The 20,088-nt window shown below is 65.5% G+C and carries 20 protein-coding genes; 19 read left to right on the top strand and 1 reads right to left on the bottom strand.

The window, feature by feature from the left end; genetic code table 11:
* Window positions 1-64 precede the first annotated feature (64 nt).
* From benA to JQX08_RS00050, 10 genes are all read left to right on the top strand, one after another.
* Window positions 65-1,423 (top strand): benzoate 1,2-dioxygenase large subunit, encoded by a 1,359-nt coding sequence (gene benA / locus JQX08_RS00095; RefSeq protein WP_204913816.1) that lies wholly within the window; start codon window positions 65-67, stop codon window positions 1,421-1,423.
* Window positions 1,420-1,908, top strand: a complete 489-nt coding sequence (benB, locus tag JQX08_RS00090) for a benzoate 1,2-dioxygenase small subunit (RefSeq protein ID WP_204913814.1) — start codon at window positions 1,420-1,422, stop codon at window positions 1,906-1,908. Before benA ends, benB begins: the two co-directional genes overlap by 4 nt.
* 76 nt (window positions 1,909-1,984) lie before the next feature.
* The gene (benC, locus tag JQX08_RS00085) at window positions 1,985-2,998 is read left to right on the top strand and encodes a benzoate 1,2-dioxygenase electron transfer component BenC (protein WP_204913813.1); all 1,014 of its coding nucleotides are present in this window, start codon (window positions 1,985-1,987) and stop codon (window positions 2,996-2,998) included.
* 177 nt (window positions 2,999-3,175) lie between these two features.
* Window positions 3,176-3,952 (top strand): 1,6-dihydroxycyclohexa-2,4-diene-1-carboxylate dehydrogenase, encoded by a 777-nt coding sequence (locus JQX08_RS00080; protein ID WP_204913812.1) that lies wholly within the window; start codon window positions 3,176-3,178, stop codon window positions 3,950-3,952.
* Window positions 3,953-4,080: 128 nt separating this feature from the next.
* A complete protein-coding gene (locus JQX08_RS00075; RefSeq protein WP_204913811.1) occupies window positions 4,081-5,421 on the top strand; it encodes an MFS transporter in 1,341 nt (446 codons plus the stop codon).
* 28 nt (window positions 5,422-5,449) lie between these two features.
* Window positions 5,450-6,571, top strand: a complete 1,122-nt coding sequence (locus JQX08_RS00070) for a muconate cycloisomerase family protein (RefSeq protein ID WP_204913810.1) — start codon at window positions 5,450-5,452, stop codon at window positions 6,569-6,571.
* Window positions 6,572-6,595: 24 nt separating this feature from the next.
* The gene (gene catC / locus JQX08_RS00065; protein ID WP_204913809.1) at window positions 6,596-6,886 is read left to right on the top strand and encodes a muconolactone Delta-isomerase; all 291 of its coding nucleotides are present in this window, start codon (window positions 6,596-6,598) and stop codon (window positions 6,884-6,886) included.
* Between the two features lie 29 nt (window positions 6,887-6,915).
* Window positions 6,916-7,842: a catechol 1,2-dioxygenase gene (catA, locus tag JQX08_RS00060; protein WP_204913807.1), complete on the top strand. Its 927-nt coding sequence runs from the start codon at window positions 6,916-6,918 to the stop codon at window positions 7,840-7,842.
* Between the two features lie 193 nt (window positions 7,843-8,035).
* The gene (locus JQX08_RS00055; protein ID WP_204913805.1) at window positions 8,036-9,250 is read left to right on the top strand and encodes a benzoate/H(+) symporter BenE family transporter; all 1,215 of its coding nucleotides are present in this window, start codon (window positions 8,036-8,038) and stop codon (window positions 9,248-9,250) included.
* Window positions 9,251-9,399: 149 nt separating this feature from the next.
* Window positions 9,400-10,638 (top strand): OprD family porin, encoded by a 1,239-nt coding sequence (locus JQX08_RS00050; protein WP_239481968.1) that lies wholly within the window; start codon window positions 9,400-9,402, stop codon window positions 10,636-10,638.
* Window positions 10,639-10,688: 50 nt separating this feature from the next.
* On the opposite strand, the gene JQX08_RS00045 is transcribed toward JQX08_RS00050, so the two are convergent.
* Window positions 10,689-10,949, bottom strand: a complete 261-nt coding sequence (locus JQX08_RS00045; protein ID WP_204913801.1) for a DUF2790 domain-containing protein — start codon at window positions 10,947-10,949, stop codon at window positions 10,689-10,691.
* Between the two features lie 128 nt (window positions 10,950-11,077).
* Here JQX08_RS00045 and JQX08_RS00040 point away from each other — a divergent pair, with 128 nt between their 5' ends.
* The 9 genes from JQX08_RS00040 (at window position 11,078) to JQX08_RS00005 (ending at window position 19,769) form a co-directional block, all read left to right on the top strand.
* Window positions 11,078-12,013: a LysR family transcriptional regulator gene (locus JQX08_RS00040; protein ID WP_204913800.1), complete on the top strand. Its 936-nt coding sequence runs from the start codon at window positions 11,078-11,080 to the stop codon at window positions 12,011-12,013.
* Window positions 12,014-12,137: 124 nt separating this feature from the next.
* Entirely contained in the window at window positions 12,138-12,986 is an 849-nt protein-coding gene (locus JQX08_RS00035) for a CoA transferase subunit A (RefSeq protein WP_204913798.1), read from the top strand.
* Window positions 12,986-13,768: a CoA-transferase subunit beta gene (locus tag JQX08_RS00030; RefSeq protein WP_204913796.1), complete on the top strand. Its 783-nt coding sequence runs from the start codon at window positions 12,986-12,988 to the stop codon at window positions 13,766-13,768. The genes JQX08_RS00035 and JQX08_RS00030 overlap by 1 nt, the downstream gene beginning before the upstream one ends.
* Complete coding sequence (pcaF, locus tag JQX08_RS00025; protein ID WP_204913794.1) at window positions 13,765-14,970, top strand: 3-oxoadipyl-CoA thiolase; 1,206 nt, start codon at window positions 13,765-13,767, stop codon at window positions 14,968-14,970. Before JQX08_RS00030 ends, pcaF begins: the two co-directional genes overlap by 4 nt.
* Before the next feature lie 201 nt (window positions 14,971-15,171).
* Window positions 15,172-15,960, top strand: a complete 789-nt coding sequence (gene pcaD, locus JQX08_RS00020) for a 3-oxoadipate enol-lactonase (protein ID WP_204913792.1) — start codon at window positions 15,172-15,174, stop codon at window positions 15,958-15,960.
* 190 nt (window positions 15,961-16,150) lie between these two features.
* On the top strand, window positions 16,151-17,032 hold the full coding sequence (locus JQX08_RS00015; protein ID WP_204913791.1) for a DMT family transporter: 882 nt from the start codon (window positions 16,151-16,153) through the stop codon (window positions 17,030-17,032).
* Between the two features lie 189 nt (window positions 17,033-17,221).
* On the top strand, window positions 17,222-17,368 hold the full coding sequence (locus JQX08_RS22315; RefSeq protein ID WP_283246491.1) for a PSPA7_2676 family Cys-rich small protein: 147 nt from the start codon (window positions 17,222-17,224) through the stop codon (window positions 17,366-17,368).
* 85 nt (window positions 17,369-17,453) lie between these two features.
* Window positions 17,454-17,960, top strand: coding sequence for an O-acetyl-ADP-ribose deacetylase (locus JQX08_RS00010; protein ID WP_204913789.1), 507 nt, complete (start codon window positions 17,454-17,456; stop codon window positions 17,958-17,960).
* A 237-nt stretch (window positions 17,961-18,197) separates the two neighbouring features.
* Window positions 18,198-19,769 (top strand): arylsulfatase, encoded by a 1,572-nt coding sequence (locus tag JQX08_RS00005; RefSeq protein WP_204913787.1) that lies wholly within the window; start codon window positions 18,198-18,200, stop codon window positions 19,767-19,769.
* Window positions 19,770-20,088: the final 319 nt, after the last annotated feature.

Raw genomic sequence — 20,088 nt, 5'->3', positions numbered from 1 at the left:
TTGCCGCCGCCGCCCCAGCCATAACCTGAGCCTCGCCTGAACAATAACAACGGAGGCCCTGGCCATGTCCCTGGGATCTGATTTCCTGCATTCCCTGCTTGAGGAAGATAAGGAGAACGGCGTCTACCGCTGCAAGCGGGAGATGTTCACCGACCCGCGCCTGTTCGAACTGGAGATGAAGCACATCTTCGAGGGCAACTGGATCTATCTCGCCCACGAGAGCCAGATTCCCAACAAGAACGACTTCCTCACCACCGTCATGGGACGCCAGCCGATCTTCATCGCGCGCAACAAGGACGGCGAGCTGAATGCCTTCCTCAACGCCTGCAGCCACCGCGGCGCGATGCTGTGCCGGCACAAGACCGGCAACCGCTCGTCCTACACCTGCCCGTTCCACGGCTGGACCTTCAACAACAGCGGCAAGCTGCTCAAGGTCAAGGACCCGGCCGAGGCCGGCTACCCGTCGAGCTTCAACTGCGAAGGCTCGCATGACCTGACCAAGGTGGCGCGCTTCGAGTCCTACCGCGGCTTCCTGTTCGGCAGCCTGAATGCCGACGTCAAACCGCTGATCGAACACCTCGGCGAGTCGGCGAAGATCATCGACATGATCGTCGACCAGTCTCCGGACGGCCTGGAAGTGCTGCGCGGCTCGTCTTCGTACATCTACGAGGGCAACTGGAAGCTGACCGCCGAGAACGGCGCCGACGGTTACCACGTCAGTTCGGTGCACTGGAACTACGCCGCGACCCAGAACCAGCGCAAGCAGCGCGAGTCCGGCGAAGAGATCAAGACCATGAGCGCCGGCAGCTGGGCCAAGAACGGCGGCGGCTTCTATTCCTTCGACCATGGCCACCTGCTGCTCTGGACCCGCTGGGCCAACCCCGAGGATCGCCCGGCCTACGAGCGCCGCGACGAGCTCGCCCGCGACTTCGGCCAGGCGCGCGCCGATTGGATGATCGAGAACTCGCGCAACCTGTGCCTGTACCCGAACGTCTATCTGATGGACCAGTTCAGCTCGCAGATCCGCATCGCCCGCCCGATCTCCGTCGACAAGACCGAGATCACCATCTACTGCATCGCCCCGCGTGGCGAGAGCGCCGAGGCGCGCGCCAAGCGCATCCGCCAGTACGAGGACTTCTTCAACGTCAGTGGCATGGCCACTCCGGACGACCTGGAAGAGTTCCGCTCCTGCCAGATGGGCTACCAGGGCAATCGCGGCTGGAACGACATGTCCCGCGGCGCGGCCCATTGGGTCGAGGGCGCCGACGCGGCGGCGCAGGAAATCGAGCTGCACCCGTTGCTCTCCGGTGTGCGCACCGAGGATGAAGGCCTGTTCGTCCTGCAGCACCAGTACTGGCAGCAGACCATGCTCAAGGCCGCCGCGGCCGAATCCCAGCTGATTCCCGTGGAGGCCGTGCAATGAGCATCTCGTATGAACGCGTGCGCGACTTCCTCTACCGCGAAGCGCGCTACCTGGACGACAGCGAGTGGGACAACTGGCTGGAGCTGTATGCCGCCGATGCCACGTTCTGGATGCCGTCCTGGGACGACAACGACACCCTCACCGAAGACCCGCAGACGGAAATCTCGCTGATCTGGTACGGCAACCGTGGCGGTCTCGAAGATCGCGTGTTCCGCATCAAGACCGAGCGCTCCAGCGCGACCATGCCGGACACCCGCACCTCGCACAACCTCAGCAACATCGAGCTGCTCGAGGTCGCCGACGACCTGTGCCATGTGCGTTTCAACTGGCACACGCTGAGCTTCCGCTACAAGACCACGGACAGTTACTTCGGCACCAGCTTCTACACCCTCGATGTGCGCGGCGAGCAGCCGCTGATCAAGGCCAAGAAGGTGGTTCTCAAGAATGACTACGTCCGTCAGGTCATCGACATCTACCACATCTGAGGACACGCCCGGTCGCGTCGCGCGCCCATCCGGGCCAGCGCTCCGACGCCACCGGCGGGTCACTGAGGGCACCACCATGACTCACCAGATCGCACTCAATTTCGAAGACGGCGTCACCCGTTTCATCGACGCCGCCGCCGGCGAAACCGTGGCCGACGCCGCCTACCGCCAGGGCATCAACATCCCGCTGGACTGCCGCGACGGCGCCTGCGGCACCTGCAAGTGCTTCGCCGAAGCCGGCCGCTACGACCTGGGTCAGGACTACATCGAGGACGCGCTGAGCGAAGAGGAAGCCGCCCAAGGCTACGTGCTGACCTGCCAGATGCGCGCCGAGAGCGACTGCGTGGTGCGCGTGCCGGCCTCGTCCGACGTGTGCAAGACCCAGCAGACCAGCTACGAGGCGAGCATCAGCGCGGTGCGCCAGCTCTCCGACAGCACCATCGCGCTGTCGATCAAGGGCGAGGCGCTGAGCAAGCTGGCGTTCCTGCCGGGCCAGTACGTCAACCTCAAGGTGCCGGGCAGCGAGCAGACCCGCGCCTACTCGTTCAGCTCGCTGCAGAAGGACGGCGAAGTCAGCTTCCTGATCCGCAACGTGCCGGGTGGGCTGATGAGCAGCTTTCTCAGCGGCCTGGCCAAGGCCGGCGATGCCATGAGCCTGGCCGGCCCGCTGGGCAGCTTCTACCTGCGCGAGATCAAACGGCCGCTGCTGCTGCTGGCCGGCGGCACCGGCCTGGCGCCGTTCACCGCAATGCTCGAGAAGGTTGCCGAGGAGGGCAGCACCCACCCGCTGCACCTGATCTATGGCGTGACCAACGACTTCGACCTGGTCGAGATGGACCGCCTGGAAGCCTTCGCCGCGCGCATCCCCAACTTCACCTTCAGCGCCTGCGTGGCCAACCCGGACAGCAGCTACCCGCAGAAGGGCTACGTCACCCAGCACATCGCGCCGCAGCACCTCAACGACGGCGACGTCGACGTCTACCTGTGCGGCCCGCCACCGATGGTCGAGGCGGTCAGCCAGTACATCCGCGAGCAGGGCATCCAGCCGGCGAACTTCTACTACGAGAAGTTCGCGGCCAGCGCGGCGTAGGGCGGTTTATTGGGCCCCCGCCTGCGCGGGGGCGACGGAGAGGGCACCGGGCGCTCCGCCAACTCCGTCATTCCCCTGCGCGGGCCGCCGTGCAGGCGGGAATCCAGACGGTAGCGAACTCGCTGGAGATTCCCCTTGGGGCCGTGTGTTGCCCGGCCCATTTTTTTCGAGGCTGACATGAGCATGAGATTCGACAACAAGGTCGCCCTGGTCACCGGCGCCGCCCAAGGCATCGGCCGGCGCGTCGCCGAGCGTCTGCTCGTCGAGGGCGCGCTGGTGGTGGCGGTGGATCGCTCCGAGCTGGTCCACGAACTGCGCGACCAGTCCTGGGATGGCAGCCAGGTGCAGACCCTGACCGCCGACCTCGAACAGTACGCCGACTGCGCGCGGGTGATGGCGGCGGCGGTGGAAGGCTTCGGTCGGCTGGACATCCTCATCAACAACGTCGGCGGGACAATCTGGGCCAAGCCGTTCGAGCACTACCGCGAGGGCGAGATCGAGGCCGAAGTGCGCCGCTCGCTGTTCCCCACCCTGTGGTGCTGCCACGCCGCGCTGCCGCACATGCTGGCGCAGGGCGGCGGCGCCATCGTCAACGTCTCGTCGATCGCCACCCGCGGTCTCAACCGCGTGCCCTATGGCGCGGCCAAGGGCGGCGTGAATGCGCTGACCGCCTGCCTGGCGTTCGAGAACGCCGAGCGCGGCATCCGCGTCAACGCCACCGCCCCCGGCGGCACCGAGGCGCCGCCCCGGCGCATCCCGCGCAACGGCGCCGAGCAGAGCGCCGACGAGAAGGTCTGGTACCAGCAAATCGTCGACCAGACCGTGCAGAGCAGCCTGATGAAGCGCTACGGGAGCATCGACGAACAGGTCGGCGCGATTCTGTTCCTCGCTTCCGACGAAGCCTCCTACATCACCGGCGTGACCCTGCCGGTCGGCGGTGGCGACCTCGGCTGAAGCCCCCGGTAGGAGCGCATTCATTCGCGATCCCAGCGACGCCAAAGGCATCGCGAATGAATTCGCTCCTTCAGAAAAGAAACCCGCACCAGCGGCCCCTGACACAACAAAAACAAGAGACAGACGCCATGCGAAAAATCGACGTACACGAGGTGATCGACAACGCGCGCTTCAGCCGCTTCCACTGGATGGTCATGTGCTGGTGCGCGCTGCTGCTGATCTTCGACGGCTATGACCTGTTCATCTACGGCGTGGTCCTGCCGGTGCTGATGAAGGAGTGGGGCATGACCCCGTTGCAGGCCGGCGCGCTGGGCAGCTATGCGCTGTTCGGCATGATGTTCGGCGCCCTGGCGTTCGGCAGCCTGGCCGACAAGATCGGCCGCAAGAAGGGCATCGCCATCTGCTTCGCGCTGTTCTCCGGCGCGACCATCCTCAACGGCTTCGCCAGCAACCCCACCGAGTTCGGCATCTGCCGCTTCGTCGCTGGCCTCGGCTGCGGCGGATTGATGCCCAACGCAGTGGCGCTGATGAACGAGTACGCGCCGAAGAAGCTGCGCAGCACCCTGGTCGCCATCATGTTCAGCGGCTATTCGCTGGGCGGCATGCTGTCGGCCGGCGTGGGCATCTACATGCTGCCGCGCTTTGGCTGGGAGGCGATGTTCTTCGCCGCGGCCATCCCGCTGCTGCTGTTGCCAGTGATCCTGTACTTCCTTCCCGAGTCGGTCGGCTTCCTGGTGCGCCAGGGGCGTACCGCGCAGGCCCGCGCGATTCTCAATCGGGTCGACGCCAGCCATGCGCTGCAGGCCGGCGACGTGCTGGAAATGACCGACACCAAGGGCAAAGGCGTCGCCGTGCTGGAGCTGTTTCGTGACGGCCGCGCGGTGCGCACCTTGTCGATCTGGGTGGCGTTCTTCTGCTGCCTGCTGATGGTCTATGCGCTCAGCTCCTGGCTGCCGAAACTGATGGCCAGCGCCGGCTACAGCCTGGGCTCGAGCCTGTCGTTCCTGCTCGCGCTGAACTTCGGCGGCATGTTTGGGGCGATCTTCGGCGGCTGGCTGGGTGACCGTCTCAACCTGATCAAGGTGATGGTCGGCTTCTTCGTCGCCGCCGCCGTGTCGATCAGCCTGCTCGGCGTGAACAGCCCGATGCCGGTGCTCTATCTGCTGATCTTCATCGCCGGCGCCACCACCATCGGCACGCAGATTCTCCTCTACGCCGGCGCCGCGCAGCTGTACGGCCTGTCGATCCGCTCCACCGGCCTCGGCTGGGCCTCGGGCATCGGCCGCAACGGCGCCATCGTCGGCCCGCTGCTCGGCGGCGCGCTGATGGGCATCAACCTGCCGCTGCAACTCAACTTCATGGCCTTCGCCGTGCCGGGCGTGATCGCCGCGCTGGCGATGCTGGTTTACAGCCTCAACGAGCGGCGCGGCCAGTCGGTGGCCGCACCGCTGCTGGCGGCCAAGGCCTGAGTCCGATACCTGAACCTGGAAGAATGCAATGAGCCAAGTCCTGATCGAAAGCCTGTCGGCGACCATCGTCGACCTGCCGACCATCCGCCCGCACAAGCTGGCGATGCACACCATGCAGCAGCAGACCCTGGTGATCATCCGTGTGCGCTGCTCGGACGGCGTCGAAGGCATCGGCGAGGCCACCACCATCGGCGGCCTGGCCTACGGCAACGAGAGCCCGGAGAGCATCAAGACCAACCTCGACGCGCACTTCGCGCCGCTACTGGTCGGCCAGGACGCGGCCAACATCAACGCCGCCATGCTGCGCCTGGACAAGGTGATCAAGGGCAACACCTTCGCCAAGTCCGGGGTCGAGAGCGCGCTGCTCGACGCCCAGGGCAAGCGCCTCGGCCTGCCGGTCAGCGAGCTGCTCGGCGGCCGCGTGCGCGACAGCCTGGAAGTGGCCTGGACCTTGGCCTCCGGCGACACCGCACGGGACATCGCCGAAGCCGAGCAGATGCTCGACATCCGCCGCCACCGCATCTTCAAGCTGAAGATCGGCGCCAACCCGGTCGACCACGACCTCAAGCACGTCATCGCGATCAAGAAGGCCCTCGGCGAGCGCGCCAGCGTGCGTGTCGACGTCAACCAGTACTGGGACGAATCCCAGGCGCTGCGCGCCTGCCAGGTACTCGGCGACAACGGCATCGACCTGATCGAGCAGCCGATTTCGCGGATCAACCGCGCGGGGCAGGTGCGCCTCAACCAGCGCAGCCCGGCGCCGATCATGGCCGACGAATCCATCGAGTCGGTGGAGGACGCCTTCAGCCTGGCCGCCGAGGGCGCGGCGTCGATCTTCGCCCTGAAGATCGCCAAGAACGGCGGCCCGCGTGCCGTGCTGCGCACCGCGCAGATTGCCGAGGCGGCCGGCATCGCGCTGTATGGCGGAACCATGCTCGAAGGGGCGATCGGCACCCTGGCCTCGGCGCACGCCTTCATCACCCTCAAGCAGCTGACCTGGGCCACCGAGCTGTTCGGCCCGCTGCTGCTCACCGAGGAGATCGTTACCGAGCCGCTGCTGTATCGCGATTTCGCCCTGCACGTGCCGCGCACCCCGGGCCTCGGCCTGAGCCTCGACGAAGAGCGCCTGGCGCGTTTCGCCCGCCACTAACCGAGAACCGAAGAGGAATTCCCCATGCTGTTCCACGTGAAGATGACCGTGAAATTGCCGCTCGACATGGACCCGGCCAAGGCCGCGCAGCTCAAGGCCGACGAGAAGGAACTGGCCCAGCGTCTGCAACAGGAAGGCAAGTGGCGCCACCTGTGGCGCATCGCCGGGCACTACGCCAACTACAGCGTGTTCGACCTGCCGAGCGTCGAGGCGCTGCACGACACCCTGCTGCAACTGCCGCTGTTCCCCTACATGGACATCGAGATCGACGGGCTGTGTCGCCATCCGTCGTCGATCCATAGCGACGACCGCTGAAACCATCCTAAGAACAAGAGGTACCGATCATGACCGTGAAAATCTCCCAGACTGCCGAGCTGCAGAAGTTCTTCGAGGAAGCCGCCGGCTTCGGTAACGACAACGGCAGCCCGCGCCTGAAGCAGATCATCCTGCGCATCCTCAACGACACCGCGAAGATCATCGAAGACCTGGAAATCAGCGACGACGAGTTCTGGAAGACCGTCGACTACCTGAACCGTCTCGGCGGTCGCAACGAAGCCGGCCTGCTGGTCGCCGGCCTCGGCGTCGAGCACTTCCTCGACCTGCTGCAGGACGCCAAGGACGAACAGCTCGGCCTCACTGGCGGCACCCCGCGGACTATCGAAGGCCCGCTGTACGTCGCCGGCGCACCGATCTGTCAGGGCGAGACGCGCATGGACGACGGCAGCGAGGAGGGCGTCGCCACCACGATGTTCCTCGAAGGTCAGGTGTTCGATCCGCAAGGCCAGCCGCTGGCCGGCGCGGTGGTCGACCTGTGGCACGCCAACACCCAGGGCAACTACTCGTTCTTCGACCAGAGCCAGTCCGAGTACAACCTGCGCCGGCGCATTGTCACCGACGCCGAGGGCCGTTACCGCGCGCGCAGCATCGTGCCGAGTGGCTATGGCTGCTCGCCGGACGGCCCGACCCAGGAATGCCTGGACCTGCTCGGCCGCCATGGCCAGCGCCCGGCGCACATCCACTTCTTCATCTCCGCGCCGGGCCATCGCCACCTGACCACGCAGATCAACCTGTCCGGCGACCAATACCTGTGGGACGACTTCGCCTACGCGACGCGCGACGGCCTGGTCGGCGAGGTGGTGTTCCGCGAAGACGGCGCGCGTGGCGTGCCGGGTCGCTACGCCGAGCTGACCTTCGACTTCCAGCTGCAGCACGCCCCGGCCCCGGCCGCGGAGCAACGCAGCCAGCGCCCGCGGGCGTTGCAGGAAGCCTGAGGGATCTTCCCTCACCCTAACCCTCTCCCGGAGGGAGAGGGGATGTGTCCGCGCGGGAAGTGGTTCGGCGCACGGCGCCAACGCCCCCTCTCCCTCCGGGAGAGGGCGGGGGTGAGGGGCGGACCTTCTCCCGCTCATAACCAGCGCAGGCCCGCCCCCAGCTTTGGCCTGCCACGTCTTGCGCGAGGTGACATTGAAAACCTTGTTGAAAGATTGCTCCCTGTCCGCCGTGGTCGCCGGGCTGATCGCCACGTTGATCTCCTATGCGGGACCGCTGGTGATCATCTTCCAGGCGGCGGACAGCGCCCAGTTGCCCCACGCCATGCTGTCGTCGTGGATCTGGGCGATTTCCATCGGCAGCGGCGTGCTGGGCATCGCGCTCAGCCTGCGTTTCAAGGTGCCGGTGGTGATCGCCTGGTCGATTCCCGGCTCGGCGCTGCTGGTCTCGCTGTTGCCCGAGCTTGGCCTGAACCAGGCGATTGGCGCCTACCTGGTGGCCAGCCTGATCCTCCTGGTGATCGGCCTCAGCGGCGCCTTCGACAGGATCATCGCCCACCTGCCAGGCTCGATTGCCGCCGGCATGCAGGCCGGCATCCTGTTCAGCTTCGGTGCCTCGTTGTTCCGCGCGCTGCCGGCCAAGCCGCTGCTGGTGCTGGCGATGTTCGTCGCCTACGTCGCCATGCGCCGATTCAACCCGCGCTATGCGGTGCTGGCGGTGCTGCTGGTCGGCCTGCTGATCACCGTGCTGGGCGGCGAGTTCCGTGGCGAGGCGCTGGTGTTCGGCCTGGCTACGCCGCAGTGGGTGATGCCTGAATTCAGCCTGCACGCGACCCTCAACCTGGCTCTGCCGCTGGTGCTGGTGGCGCTCACCGGGCAGTTCATGCCGGGCATGGCGGTGCTGCGCAACGCCAACTACTCGACCCCGGCCAGCCCGCTGGTCAGCGCCAGTGCACTGGGTAGCGCGCTGCTCGCGCCGTTCGGCTGCCATGGCCTGAACCTCGCGGCAGTCACCGCCAGTCTGTGCACCGGCCGCGAGGCCCATGAAGAACCGAGCAAACGCTACGTCGCCGCGCTGTCCGGCAGCGTGCTGTACCTGGCGTTCGGGTTGTTCGGCGCGACCCTGGTCTCGCTGTTCGCGGCCTTTCCGGGCGAGCTGATCGCCGCGCTAGCTGGCCTGGCACTGTTCGGCGCGATCAGTGAGGCGCTGGCCCGCAGTGCGGCGCAACCGGCCGAGCGCGATGCCGGGCTGTTCACCTTCCTGGTCACCGCCTCGGGCGTGTCCTTTCTCGGCCTGACCGCCGCCTTCTGGGGGCTGGTGTTCGGCTTGCTCGCGCATGGCGTGTTGCGGGCGCGGCTGCCGCGTTCGGCGCCGAAGTGGCAAGCAGCGAAGGAGGCAGCCGGCAAATAGGCACTACCCCCTCGCCCGTTGATGGATGAGGGGAGCTACACACCCTGACGCGTGCACAGCGGCGACGCCAGATTTCGCCGTCGGGGACGTTTTGTCCTTATAAAAACAAGAGCGACGACATGAAAAACAATGCGTGCATCACCTGTGTCATGGTTTCCGGCGGTCTGGCGGCCGGTTTCACTCCGTTGGCGGTCTCCGCCGCAGACGGCTTCATCGAAGGCTCCAGCGCGACCCTACAGGCGCGCAACTACTACTTCAGCCGTGATTACTCCGACATCGTCGGCGCCAACCAGCAGTCCAAGGCGGAGGAGTGGGCCCAGGGCTTCATCCTCAACTTCAAGTCCGGTTACACCCCGGGCGTGGTCGGCTTTGGCGTGGATGCGATCGGCCTGCTCGGCCTCAAGCTCGACAGCAGCCCGGACCGGGTCAACACCGGCCTGCTGCCGGTCAAGGACGATGGCCGTGCCGCCGACGAGTACAGCCGCTTGGGCGCGACCTTCAAGGCCAAGCTGTCGAACACCGAGCTGAAGGTCGGCGAGCTGCAGCCAAACCTGACGGTGCTCACCTTCAGCGACATCCGCCTGCTGCCGCCGAGCTACCAGGGCGTCAGCGTCACTTCGGCGGAGATCGCCGGGCTGACCGTGCAGGGCGGCCACCTGACCTCCACCAGCCTGCGCAACGAGGCGGGCGACGAGAAGATGATTGCCATGCTCGGCCACCTGCCGCAGCGCGGCGCCGACAGCGACGCCTTCAACTACGCCGGCGGCGACTACGCGTTCAACGCCAACCGCACCACCGCCAGCGCCTGGTACGGCCAGCTCGAGGACATCTACCAGCAGGGCTTCCTCGGCCTGAAACACAGCCAGCCGGTCGGCAACTGGGTGCTCGGCGCCAACCTTGGCTATTTCAATGCGAAAGAGGACGGCGATCAGCTGCTGGGCAAGATCGACAACCAGGCGTTCTTCTCGCTGCTGTCGGCCAAGCGCGGCGGCCATACTTTCTATGTCGGCTACCAGGCGATGTACGGCGACAGCTCGTTCCCGCGCGTGTTCGCCAACATCACCCCGTTGGGCAACGAGGTGCCGACCTACGAGTTCGCCTTCGCCGACGAGCGTTCGTGGCAGGCGCGGTACGACTACGACTTCACCGCCATGGGCATTCCCGGCCTGACCACCACGTTGCGCTACATCACCGGCAACAACGTCGACACCGGCCAGGGCTTCGAGGGCAAGGATCGCGAGCGCGATCTGGACATCGGCTACGTGGTGCAGAGCGGCGCGCTGCAGGGGCTCGGCGTGCGCGTGCGCAACGTCATGGCACGCTCCAACTACCGCAGCGACATCGACGAGAACCGCCTGATCTTCAGTTACACCTGGAAGCTGTTCTGACCGCAGCTGCTGCTCCGGCCAGGCCCGTCGTCGGCCTGGCCACGGCCGGTTCAATCGTTGGTGCTACCCCAGCATTCGCCCATCACGCTGTAGTTGACGGTGTGGGTCTGGCCCTGATGGTCGATGTAGACCATGGTGGCCGGGCCGACTTGGCAGCCGGTCGGCAGCGGGGTGATCGACACCACTTCGGCGATATCCAGTTGCATGCCGTAGTGGTACTGCACCGCTTGGCCGGTGGCGGTGCTGTCGTTGGCGGCCAGCGAGGAGGTCGCGGCCAGGGCGAGCACGATGAAGGAAATCAGCTTGTTCATCTTCGGTTCCTCGTGTGTCTGTCTTGGGCTCAGTTTATTCCTTGGGTTGGGGTAATAAATGGGTCTTTGCTTGAATCACTGTTACGTTAGATGCAACGGTAGCCGTCGCAGCCAGGAGTCACTTCAGTATGGATCTGTTGCAGGGGATGCGCGTGTTCGCGCGGGTGGTGGATTGCGACGGCTTCACCGCCGCGGCGCAGACCCTGGACCTGTCTGCCGCCCAGGTCTCACGGCTGATCAGCGACCTGGAAACCCAGCTGCAGGCGCGCCTGCTGCATCGCACCACCCGGCGCCTGCGCCTGACCGAAGCCGGTGAGCGCTTCCTGCTGCGCTGCCGGCAGATCCTCGAGCAGACCGACGAAGCCATCGCCGAGGCGCGCGGTGCGCACCTCACCCCCAGCGGCCGGCTGCGCGTGCACAGCATGCATGCCCTCGGCGTGCTGCTGACCCCGCTGATCGCCAGCTACAACCAGCGTTTCCCTGATGTGGTGTTCGAGTTGAGCCTGTCGCAGCGCAATCCCGATCCGCTCGAGGAGGGCCATGATGTGGTCATCGCCGTCGGCGAGACCCTGCCGGACTCGCAGCTGGTTGCGCAGCCGATCGGTCGGCTGTACAGCGTGCTCTGCGCCGCACCTGGCTATCTGGCTGAGCGCGGCGTGCCGCAGCACCCGGCGGAGCTGGATCAGCACCGCTGCCTGCGCATGGTCGAGCCGCTCTACGAGGAGGCGTGGCTATTTCACGACGCCCATGGCGAGCATTGCGTGCAGCCAGGGCAGACCTTCCTGACCAACGTCGCGGAGTCGATGGTCAAGGCGGCGGAGGCGGGCATGGGCGTGTGCCTGCTGCCGTTCTATACCGCCAGCGGTCCGCTCGCCGCCGGCAGCCTGCAACGCGTGCTGCCCGACTACCGGCTGCGCGAGCGGGCGATCCACGCGATCTACCCGTCGCGGCACTACCTGGACGCCAAGGTGCGCACCTGGATCGACTTCCTCCGGGATGAGCTGCCGGCGCTGTTCGCCGAGCATGAGCAGGTGCTGGCGGACCCGCGGCACTGGGCGCAGTAGGGTGGCAATCACGTTCGATAATCGAACGGATAGTCGATTATCGGATTGTTTGTCCGGGTCTCGCTGATTAAGGTTTGTTCAACGGCGCGCCCATTGCGCCTCGGACAACAAGACGAGAACCACCATGGCTGAACTCCTGACCCTGCGCGAAGCCGTCGAGCGCTTCGTGAATGACGGCGACACCGTCGCCCTCGAAGGCTTCACCCACCTGATTCCCACTGCCGCGTCTCACGAATTGATCCGCCAGGGCAAGAAAGACCTGCACCTGGTGCGCATGACCCCCGACCTGGTCTACGACCTGCTGATCGGCGCCGGCTGCGCGCGCAAGCTGACCTTCTCCTGGGGCGGCAACCCGGGCGTCGGCTCGCTGCACCGCCTGCGTGATGCGGTGGAGAAGGACTGGCCGAACGCCCTGGAAATCGACGAGCACAGCCACGCCGACCTGGCCAACTCCTACGTCGCCGGCGCCTCCGGCCTGCCGTTCGCCGTATTGCGTGCTTACCTCGGTTCCGACCTGCCGAAGGTCAACCCGAACATCAAGTTCATCCAGTGCCCGTTCACCGGCGAGCAACTGGCCGCCGTGCCGTCAGTGCGCCCGGACGTCACAGTGATCCACGCGCAGAAGGCCGACCGCAAGGGCAACGTGCTGCTGTGGGGCATTCTTGGCGTACAGAAGGAGGCTGCTCTGGCCGCCAAGCGTTGCATCGTCACCGTGGAAGAGATCGTCGACGACCTCAACGCGCCGATGAACGCCTGCGTGCTGCCGAGCTGGGCACTGACCGCGGTCTGCCATGTACCCGGTGGCGCGCATCCGTCCTACGCGCACGGCTACTACGAGCGCGACAACCGCTTCTACCAGGCCTGGGACCCGATCGCCCGCGACCGCGAGACCTTCACCGCCTGGATCGACGAATACATCCGCGGCACCAAGGATTTCAGCGAGTTCCAAGCCAAGATCGCGGAGGGCAAATAATGAGCGCCTATAGCACCAATGAAATGATGACCGTGGCCGCCGCGCGCCGCCTGAAGAATGGCGCAGTGTGCTTCGTCGGCATCGGCCTGCCGTCCAAGGCCGCCAACCTGGCGCGCCTGACGTCCTCGCCGGACGTGGTACTGATCTACGAATCGGGCCCGATCGGTGCCAAGCCGAGCGTGCTGCCGCTGTCCATCGGCGACGGCGAGCTGGCCGAGACCGCCGACACCGTGGTACCGACCGGGGAAATCTTCCGCTACTGGCTGCAGGGCGGGCGCATCGACGTCGGTTTCCTCGGCGCGGCGCAGGTCGACAAGTACGGCAACATCAACACCACGGTGATCGGCGACTACAACAAGCCGAAAGTGCGCCTGCCCGGCGCCGGTGGCGCGCCGGAGATCGCCGGCAGCGCCAAGCAGGTGCTGATCATCCTCAAGCAGTCGCACCGCACCTTCGTCGACAAGCTGGCGTTCATCACCTCGGTCGGCCATGGCGAGGGCGGCGAGCATCGCAAGCAACTCGGCCTGCCGGGCGCCGGTCCGGTCGGCATCATCACCGACCTGTGCATCATGGAGCCGGAAGCCGGCACCAACGAATTCATCGTCACCGCGCTGCATCCGGGCGTGACCCGCGAGCAGGTGATCGAGAACACCGGCTGGGCGATTCGTTTCGCCGAGCAGGTGATCACCACCGAAGCGCCTAACGAAGTCGAACTGACCGCGCTGCGCGCCTTGGAAGCCCGCACCGCGGCCGCCCATGGCCAGCAAGGGGGCGAGGAATGAGCCGCGAGGTGTTCATCTGCGACGCCGTGCGCACGCCGATCGGCCGCCTTAATGGTGGCCTGGCCCCGGTGCGCGCCGACGACCTGGCGGCGATCCCGCTGCGTGCGCTGCTCGAGCGCAACCCGCAGGTCGACTGGAATGCGGTCGACGAAGTGTTCATGGGCTGCGCCAACCAGTCCGGCGAGGACAACCGCAACGTTGCGCGCATGGCGCTGCTGCTCGCCGGTCTGCCGGCCAGCGTGCCGGGCGTGACGCTGAACCGCCTCTGCGCTTCCGGCATGGAAGCGGTCGGGGCGGCGTTCCGCGCCATCACCAGCGGCGAGATGGAATTGGCCATCGCCGCCGGCGTCGAGTCGATGACCCGCGCGCCCTACGTGATGGGCAAGGCCGACAGCGCTTTCGGCCGCGCGCAGAAGCTCGAAGACACCACGCTCGGCTGGCGCTTCATCAACCCGGCGATGAAGGAGCAGTACGGCGTCGACAGCATGCCGGTGACCGGCGATAACGTCGCCGAGGACTACGGCATCAGCCGCGCCGACCAGGACGCCTTTGCCCTGCGCAGCCAGCAGCGTGCGGCGGCGGCCCAGGAAGGCGGCTACTTCGCCGAGGAAATCGTCCCGGTAGTGATCAAGGGCAAGAAGGGCGACACGCGGATCGACACCGACGAGCACCCGCGCGCCGACACCTCGGCTGAGGGCCTGGCCAAGCTCAAGCCGGTCAACGGGGCGGACAAGACCGTCACGGCCGGCAACGCCTCGGGCCTCAACGACGGAGCCTCGGCGATGATCCTGGCCTCCGCCGAAGCGGTGCGTAAATACGGCCTCAAACCACGCGCCAAGGTGCTCGGCATGGCCAGCGGCGGGGTGCTGCCGCGGGTGATGGGCATCGGTCCGGTGCCGGCGGTGCGCAAGTTGCTCGCTCGTCTGGATCTGGCCATCGATGCCTTCGACGTCATCGAACTGAACGAAGCCTTCGCCGCCCAGGGCCTGGCGGTGACCCGCGAGCTCGGCTTGCCGGACGACAGCAGCAAGGTCAACCCGAACGGCGGCGCCATCGCCCTCGGCCACCCGCTGGGCATGAGCGGCAACCGCCTTGTGCTGACCGCCGTGCATCAGCTGGAGAAGAGCGGCGGCCGTTACGGCCTGGCGACCATGTGCGTGGGTGTCGGCCAGGGGCTGGCGCTGGCGATCGAACGGGTCTGAGGCCACGCCGACTGGGTCCCGCCGGCGCGGGGACGACGGCGGGTGGCACTGTTCCTCCGCGATCGTCATTCCCGCGCAGGCGGGAATCCAGATAGCGGGCCGCCATGCCCTCGCGGTGAGGCGCCATACTGTTCCAACAGGCGCCTGCCGTTCTTGATCAGCTGCGCAATCAGCCCGAAATTCATGCGTTAGGAGATTGAAATGCCTGCCGTAAAACTCGCCGACGGCGAACTGAACTACCTGCTCGAAGGCCCCGAGGATGCGCCGGTGCTGGTGCTGTCCAACTCTCTGGGCACCGATCTGCATATGTGGGACGCGCAGATTGCGGGCTTCACTGAGCGATTCTGCGTGCTGCGCTACGACACCCGTGGCCATGGCCAGTCGCTGGTCAGCCCCGGCCCGTACAGCATCGACCAGTTGGGCCGCGACGTGCTGGCGCTGCTCGATGCCTTGGACATCGAGCGCGCGCACTTCTGCGGCCTGTCCATGGGTGGGTTGATCGGCCAGTGGTTCGGCATTCACGCCGGAGCGCGTCTGGACAAGCTGGTGCTGTGCAACACCGCGGCGAAGATCGGCGGCCCGGAGGTGTGGAACCCGCGCATCGATACCGTGTTGGCGGGCGGCGCCCAGGCCATGCGCGACCTGCGCGATGCCTCGATCTCGCGCTGGTTCACCGCAGAGTTCGCCGCGGCCGAGCCGGCCAAGGTCGAGCCGATCGTCGGCATGCTGGCGCAGACCGCGCCCGAGGGTTACGCGGCCAACTGCGCGGCAGTGCGCGACGCGGATTTCCGCGAGCAGCTCGGGCTGATCGAGGCGCCGACCCTGATCGTCTGCGGCAGCGGCGATCCGGTGACCACCACCGAACATGGCCGCTTCCTGCAGCAGCACATCCGCGGCGCCGAGCTGGTCGAGTTCGAGGCCGCGCACCTGTCCAACGTGCAGGCCGGCGATGCCTTCACCCAGCGCGTGCTGGAGTTCCTCAGCAAGTGAGTCCGTCTGGGGCGTGCGCTGCCTGGCCGCGCCCCAGACGCTGCCGATACGGCTTGCGGCCTGCCCAGCGCGGCGAATTGCCTATATGCTCTCGCTTCCTTTCACCACGCGTTCGGACGCTGTGTTGGGCGTTGCTGCAGGGCTGTCGAGCCACCGCTGGCAGGGTCCGCGTGCCGACGAAGGATCGTTGATGAGTACCTCCCGCGCGTTGTCCGGCGCGAACCAGCCGCTCAAGGGCATTCTGCTCGTCGTGCTGGCCACCTTCCTGTTTTCCAGTCATGACGCGCTGTCCAAGTACCTGGCCGAGTTCTACCCGATCATCATGGTGGTCTGGGTGCGCTACCTGGTGCACACGGTGCTGATGGCCGGGATATTCCTGCCCCAGTCCGGGCTACGCGTGCTGCGCAGCAAGCGGCCGGGTCTGCAGGTGCTGCGTGCGCTGTGCCTGATCGGCACCAGTCTGCTGTTCACCACCGGCTTGCACTTCATCCCGCTGGCGGAAGCCACGGCGGTCAACTTCCTCGCGCCCTTGCTACTGCTGGCGCTGTCGGTGCCGCTGCTCGGCGAACGGGTCAGTCTGGGGCAATGGGCCGCGGTATCGGTGGGCTTTGTCGGGGTGCTGATCATCATCCACCCCGGCGGCGCGCTGTTCACCCCTGCGATCCTGCTGCCGCTCGGCTCGGCGCTGTGTTTCTGCTTCTACCAGATCCTCACCCGCCTGCTCAGCGAGCACGATAGCCCGACTACCAGCAATTTCTTCGCTGGGCTGTGCAACACCTTGATCATGAGTGCGCTGGTGCCGTTCTTCTGGCAGATGCCGACCACCCTCGGCCACGCGCTGGCGATGCTCGCGCTGGGTACCTGCGGCATGTCCGCCCACCTGTTCCTCACCCAGGCCTTCCGCGTCGCCGCACCGGCGTTGCTGGCGCCATTTGGCTACTGCCAGCTGGTGTTTGCCGGCGTGCTCGGCTTCGTGATTTTTGGCCACACCCCGGAGCCGTCGGCGGTGGTCGGCATCGCCATCGTCTGCCTCAGTGGTCTGGCCGCCGCCTGGCAGCAAAGTCGCCGTTGAGACTGGCGGCGGGCAGGGGGAGGGTGTCTGCTTCACGATCAACGGTCGACCCTCTCATCGGGTTAGGTTGTGCATTCTAGAGCGGCCGCAGCACCCTTCGCCCCGGTCGTTCTCAGACAACTACAAGCACAGCGACTTCCGTAATGACTGCCTTCACGGCTGTAAGGGATACCCCTGACGGGAGGTTCTATGTACCTGCGATGCTTTTTTCTGGGATGCGAGTGGGGCGAAGGAACGCCGACCGAAATAGGTGGCGAGGAGCTGGTTTGCCAGCGCTGTAGTCGCTGTGGCGCGCACCGCTACCTGCAGCTGTATGAGCAGCGAAGTCGGTCCTGATTCGCCGCAGCGGATGACCTGTCGTCTGCGTTGCGCGCTTCCGGCATAGACTAAGGGCGCCTGCGAATTTGTTCAGGAGCCTGCCATGACGGCCCAATTGCTTGCCGTGCGAGGCGACATCACCCGCCTCGAGGTGGATGCCATCGTCAATGCCGCCAATAGCTCATTGCTCGGCGGTGGGGGCGTCGACGGCGCCATCCACCGCGCCGCCGGGCCCGAGCTTTTGGATGAGTGTCGCCGGGTTGGCGGTTGTCCGACGGGCGAGGCGCGCCTCACGGCCGGGTATCGCTTGCCGGCGCGTCACGTGATTCACACGGTGGGTCCGGTATGGCGGGGCGGGGCGCACCGCGAGGAAGAGCTGCTGGCCGCCTGTTACTGCAACAGCCTCGCTCTGGCCGTTCAGCACGGCCTGCATTCGCTGGCGTTCCCCTGCATCAGCACCGGTATCTATGGCTTCCCGACGGATGCGGCGGCGGACATCGCGGTTGCCAGCGTGCGCGGTGCGGTGCGCGATACGGCGATCGAGCAGGTGCTGTTCTGCTGCTTCTCCGAAGCGGACCTGCTGCTCTATCGGCGTCTGCTCGACCTCTAACCCCGATCATTACCCCGGTGAATGTGCGCGTGCGGCGCGCCCCGCAAGGCCTCGCCGTGCGCGCCTCGGGTCATTTCGTGGGGTTCGTCGCCACTGGTGGATGGCCGCACCACCCGACTTGGATGGGTATGGCGTAGGAAGGCTTGCCGATACTCTGCAGACCAGGTTCGGCAGGCAGCGTTACGCATCGCCGCCGTCTCCAGCACCACCACACGACAAGAATGGAGACCGTCACACATGACGCGTGTAGGAAAATGGCTACCGAGGCTGGCCCTCGCCACCACACTGTTCGGCGCTGCCTTCAGCGCCACCGCCGCTGACAAGCCCAACATCCTGGTCATCTTTGGTGACGACATCGGCTACTTCAATATCAGCGCCTACAACCAGGGCATGATGGGTTATCAGACGCCGAACATCGATCGCATCGCCAAAGAGGGTGCGCTGTTCACCCACGCTTACGGTGAGCAGTCCTGCACAGCAGGCCGCTCGGCCTTCATCCTCGGCGAACACCCGTTCCGCACCGGTCTGCTGACTGTCGGCATGCCCGGCTCTGAGCACGGCATTCCAGAGTGGGCGCCGACCATCGGCGACGTAATGAAGCAGCAGGGTTACGCCACCGGACAGTTCGGCAAGAACCACCTCGGCGACCGTGATCAGCATTTGCCGACCAAGCACGGCTTCGACGAGTTCTTCGGCAACCTCTATCACATGAACGCCGAGGAAGAGCCGGAGACCTACTACTACCCGAAAGATCCAGAGTTCCGGAAGAAGTACGGCCCACGTGGAGTGGTGCATTCCTATGCCGACGGCAAGATCGAAGACACCGGTCCGCTGACCCGCAAGCGCATGGAAACCATCGACCAGGAATTCCTCTCGGCGACCAAGAACTTCATCGAGAAGGCGCACAAGGCCGATAAGCCATTCTTCGTCTGGTACAACAGCACGCGCATGCACGTCTGGACCCACCTGACGAAGGAGGCCGAAGGCAAGACGGGCATCGGCCTATACCCGGATGGCATGGTCGAGCACGACGGTCAGGTCGGCCAGCTGCTGAAGAAACTCGATGACCTCGGCGTCGCTGACAACACCATCATCATCTATACCACCGACAATGGTGCGCAGAAGGTCAGCTGGCCAGACGGCGGCACCTCGCCGTTCTATGGGGAGAAAGGCACCTCCAACGAGGGCGGCCACCGTGTGCCGTTGCTGGTCAAATGGCCGGGGGTGCTCAAGCCGGGCAGCCAGTTCAACAACATGATCGCCCACAACGACTGGATGCCAACCCTGGCCGCCGCCGCGGGTGACTCTGACTTGGTCAGCGAGATGGCCAAGGGCAGCGAGCTGAATGGCAAGCAGTTCAAGGTGCATCTGGACGGCTACAACTTCCTGCCGTTCTTCAAAGGTGATGCCAAGGACAGTCCGCGTGAGCAGTACTTCTATTTCGGTATGGGCGGTGAACTCAACGCCGTACGCTGGAAGGACTGGAAGGTCAGCTTCGCCACCATCGACGGCGACATCGGTTCGGGCAGCCGCAAGGTCACCAACTTCCCGCGTCTGACCAACCTCAAGGCCGATCCGTTCGAAACTGCCATGAAAGACTCACAGATGGGACGTCGCTGGAGTTCGGACCAGCTGTGGCTGTTCGTACCGATCCAGGCGGAAATCCAGAAGTTCATGGCGACCATCCCAAGGTATCCGTTCCAGGAAGGCATCAACCTGAATCCTGCGAACATCAGCTACCAGAGTCTGGCGATGAAGCAGGCCCTGATGAAGCTGCAGAAGATGACACCGCCGCCGGCAAGCAACTGACTGGCACTTGTTAATAAAGAAGGGCAGCCAAGGCTGCCCTTCTTTATCACTGCCGATAGTTGCAGAGGGGGATCCAATGCACGCTCGTACCTATAAAGCACGCTCGTCGCCGGTCTTGGATGATTCCTGCAGAAAACCCTTGACGGGGAATCTGGCGTCCCTATAATGCGCACCACTTCCAGCGCGGAAGCGCTTAAAAAGGTCTTGATAATCAATAGGTTAGCGAGATTTGCGAGGCGGCCTGATGAATAATCAGGTGGCGTTGGAAAGGTGCTTCGGGGAGGTTGACAGGGTCTTAGGATGCTGTAAGATTCGCCTC

This window comes from Zestomonas insulae, assembly GCF_016901015.1.
GTDB lineage: Bacteria > Pseudomonadota > Gammaproteobacteria > Pseudomonadales > Pseudomonadaceae > Aquipseudomonas > Aquipseudomonas insulae.
The sequence above is the reverse complement of the archived record's forward strand: the minus strand, read 5'-3'. Positions and strand labels throughout refer to the sequence as shown.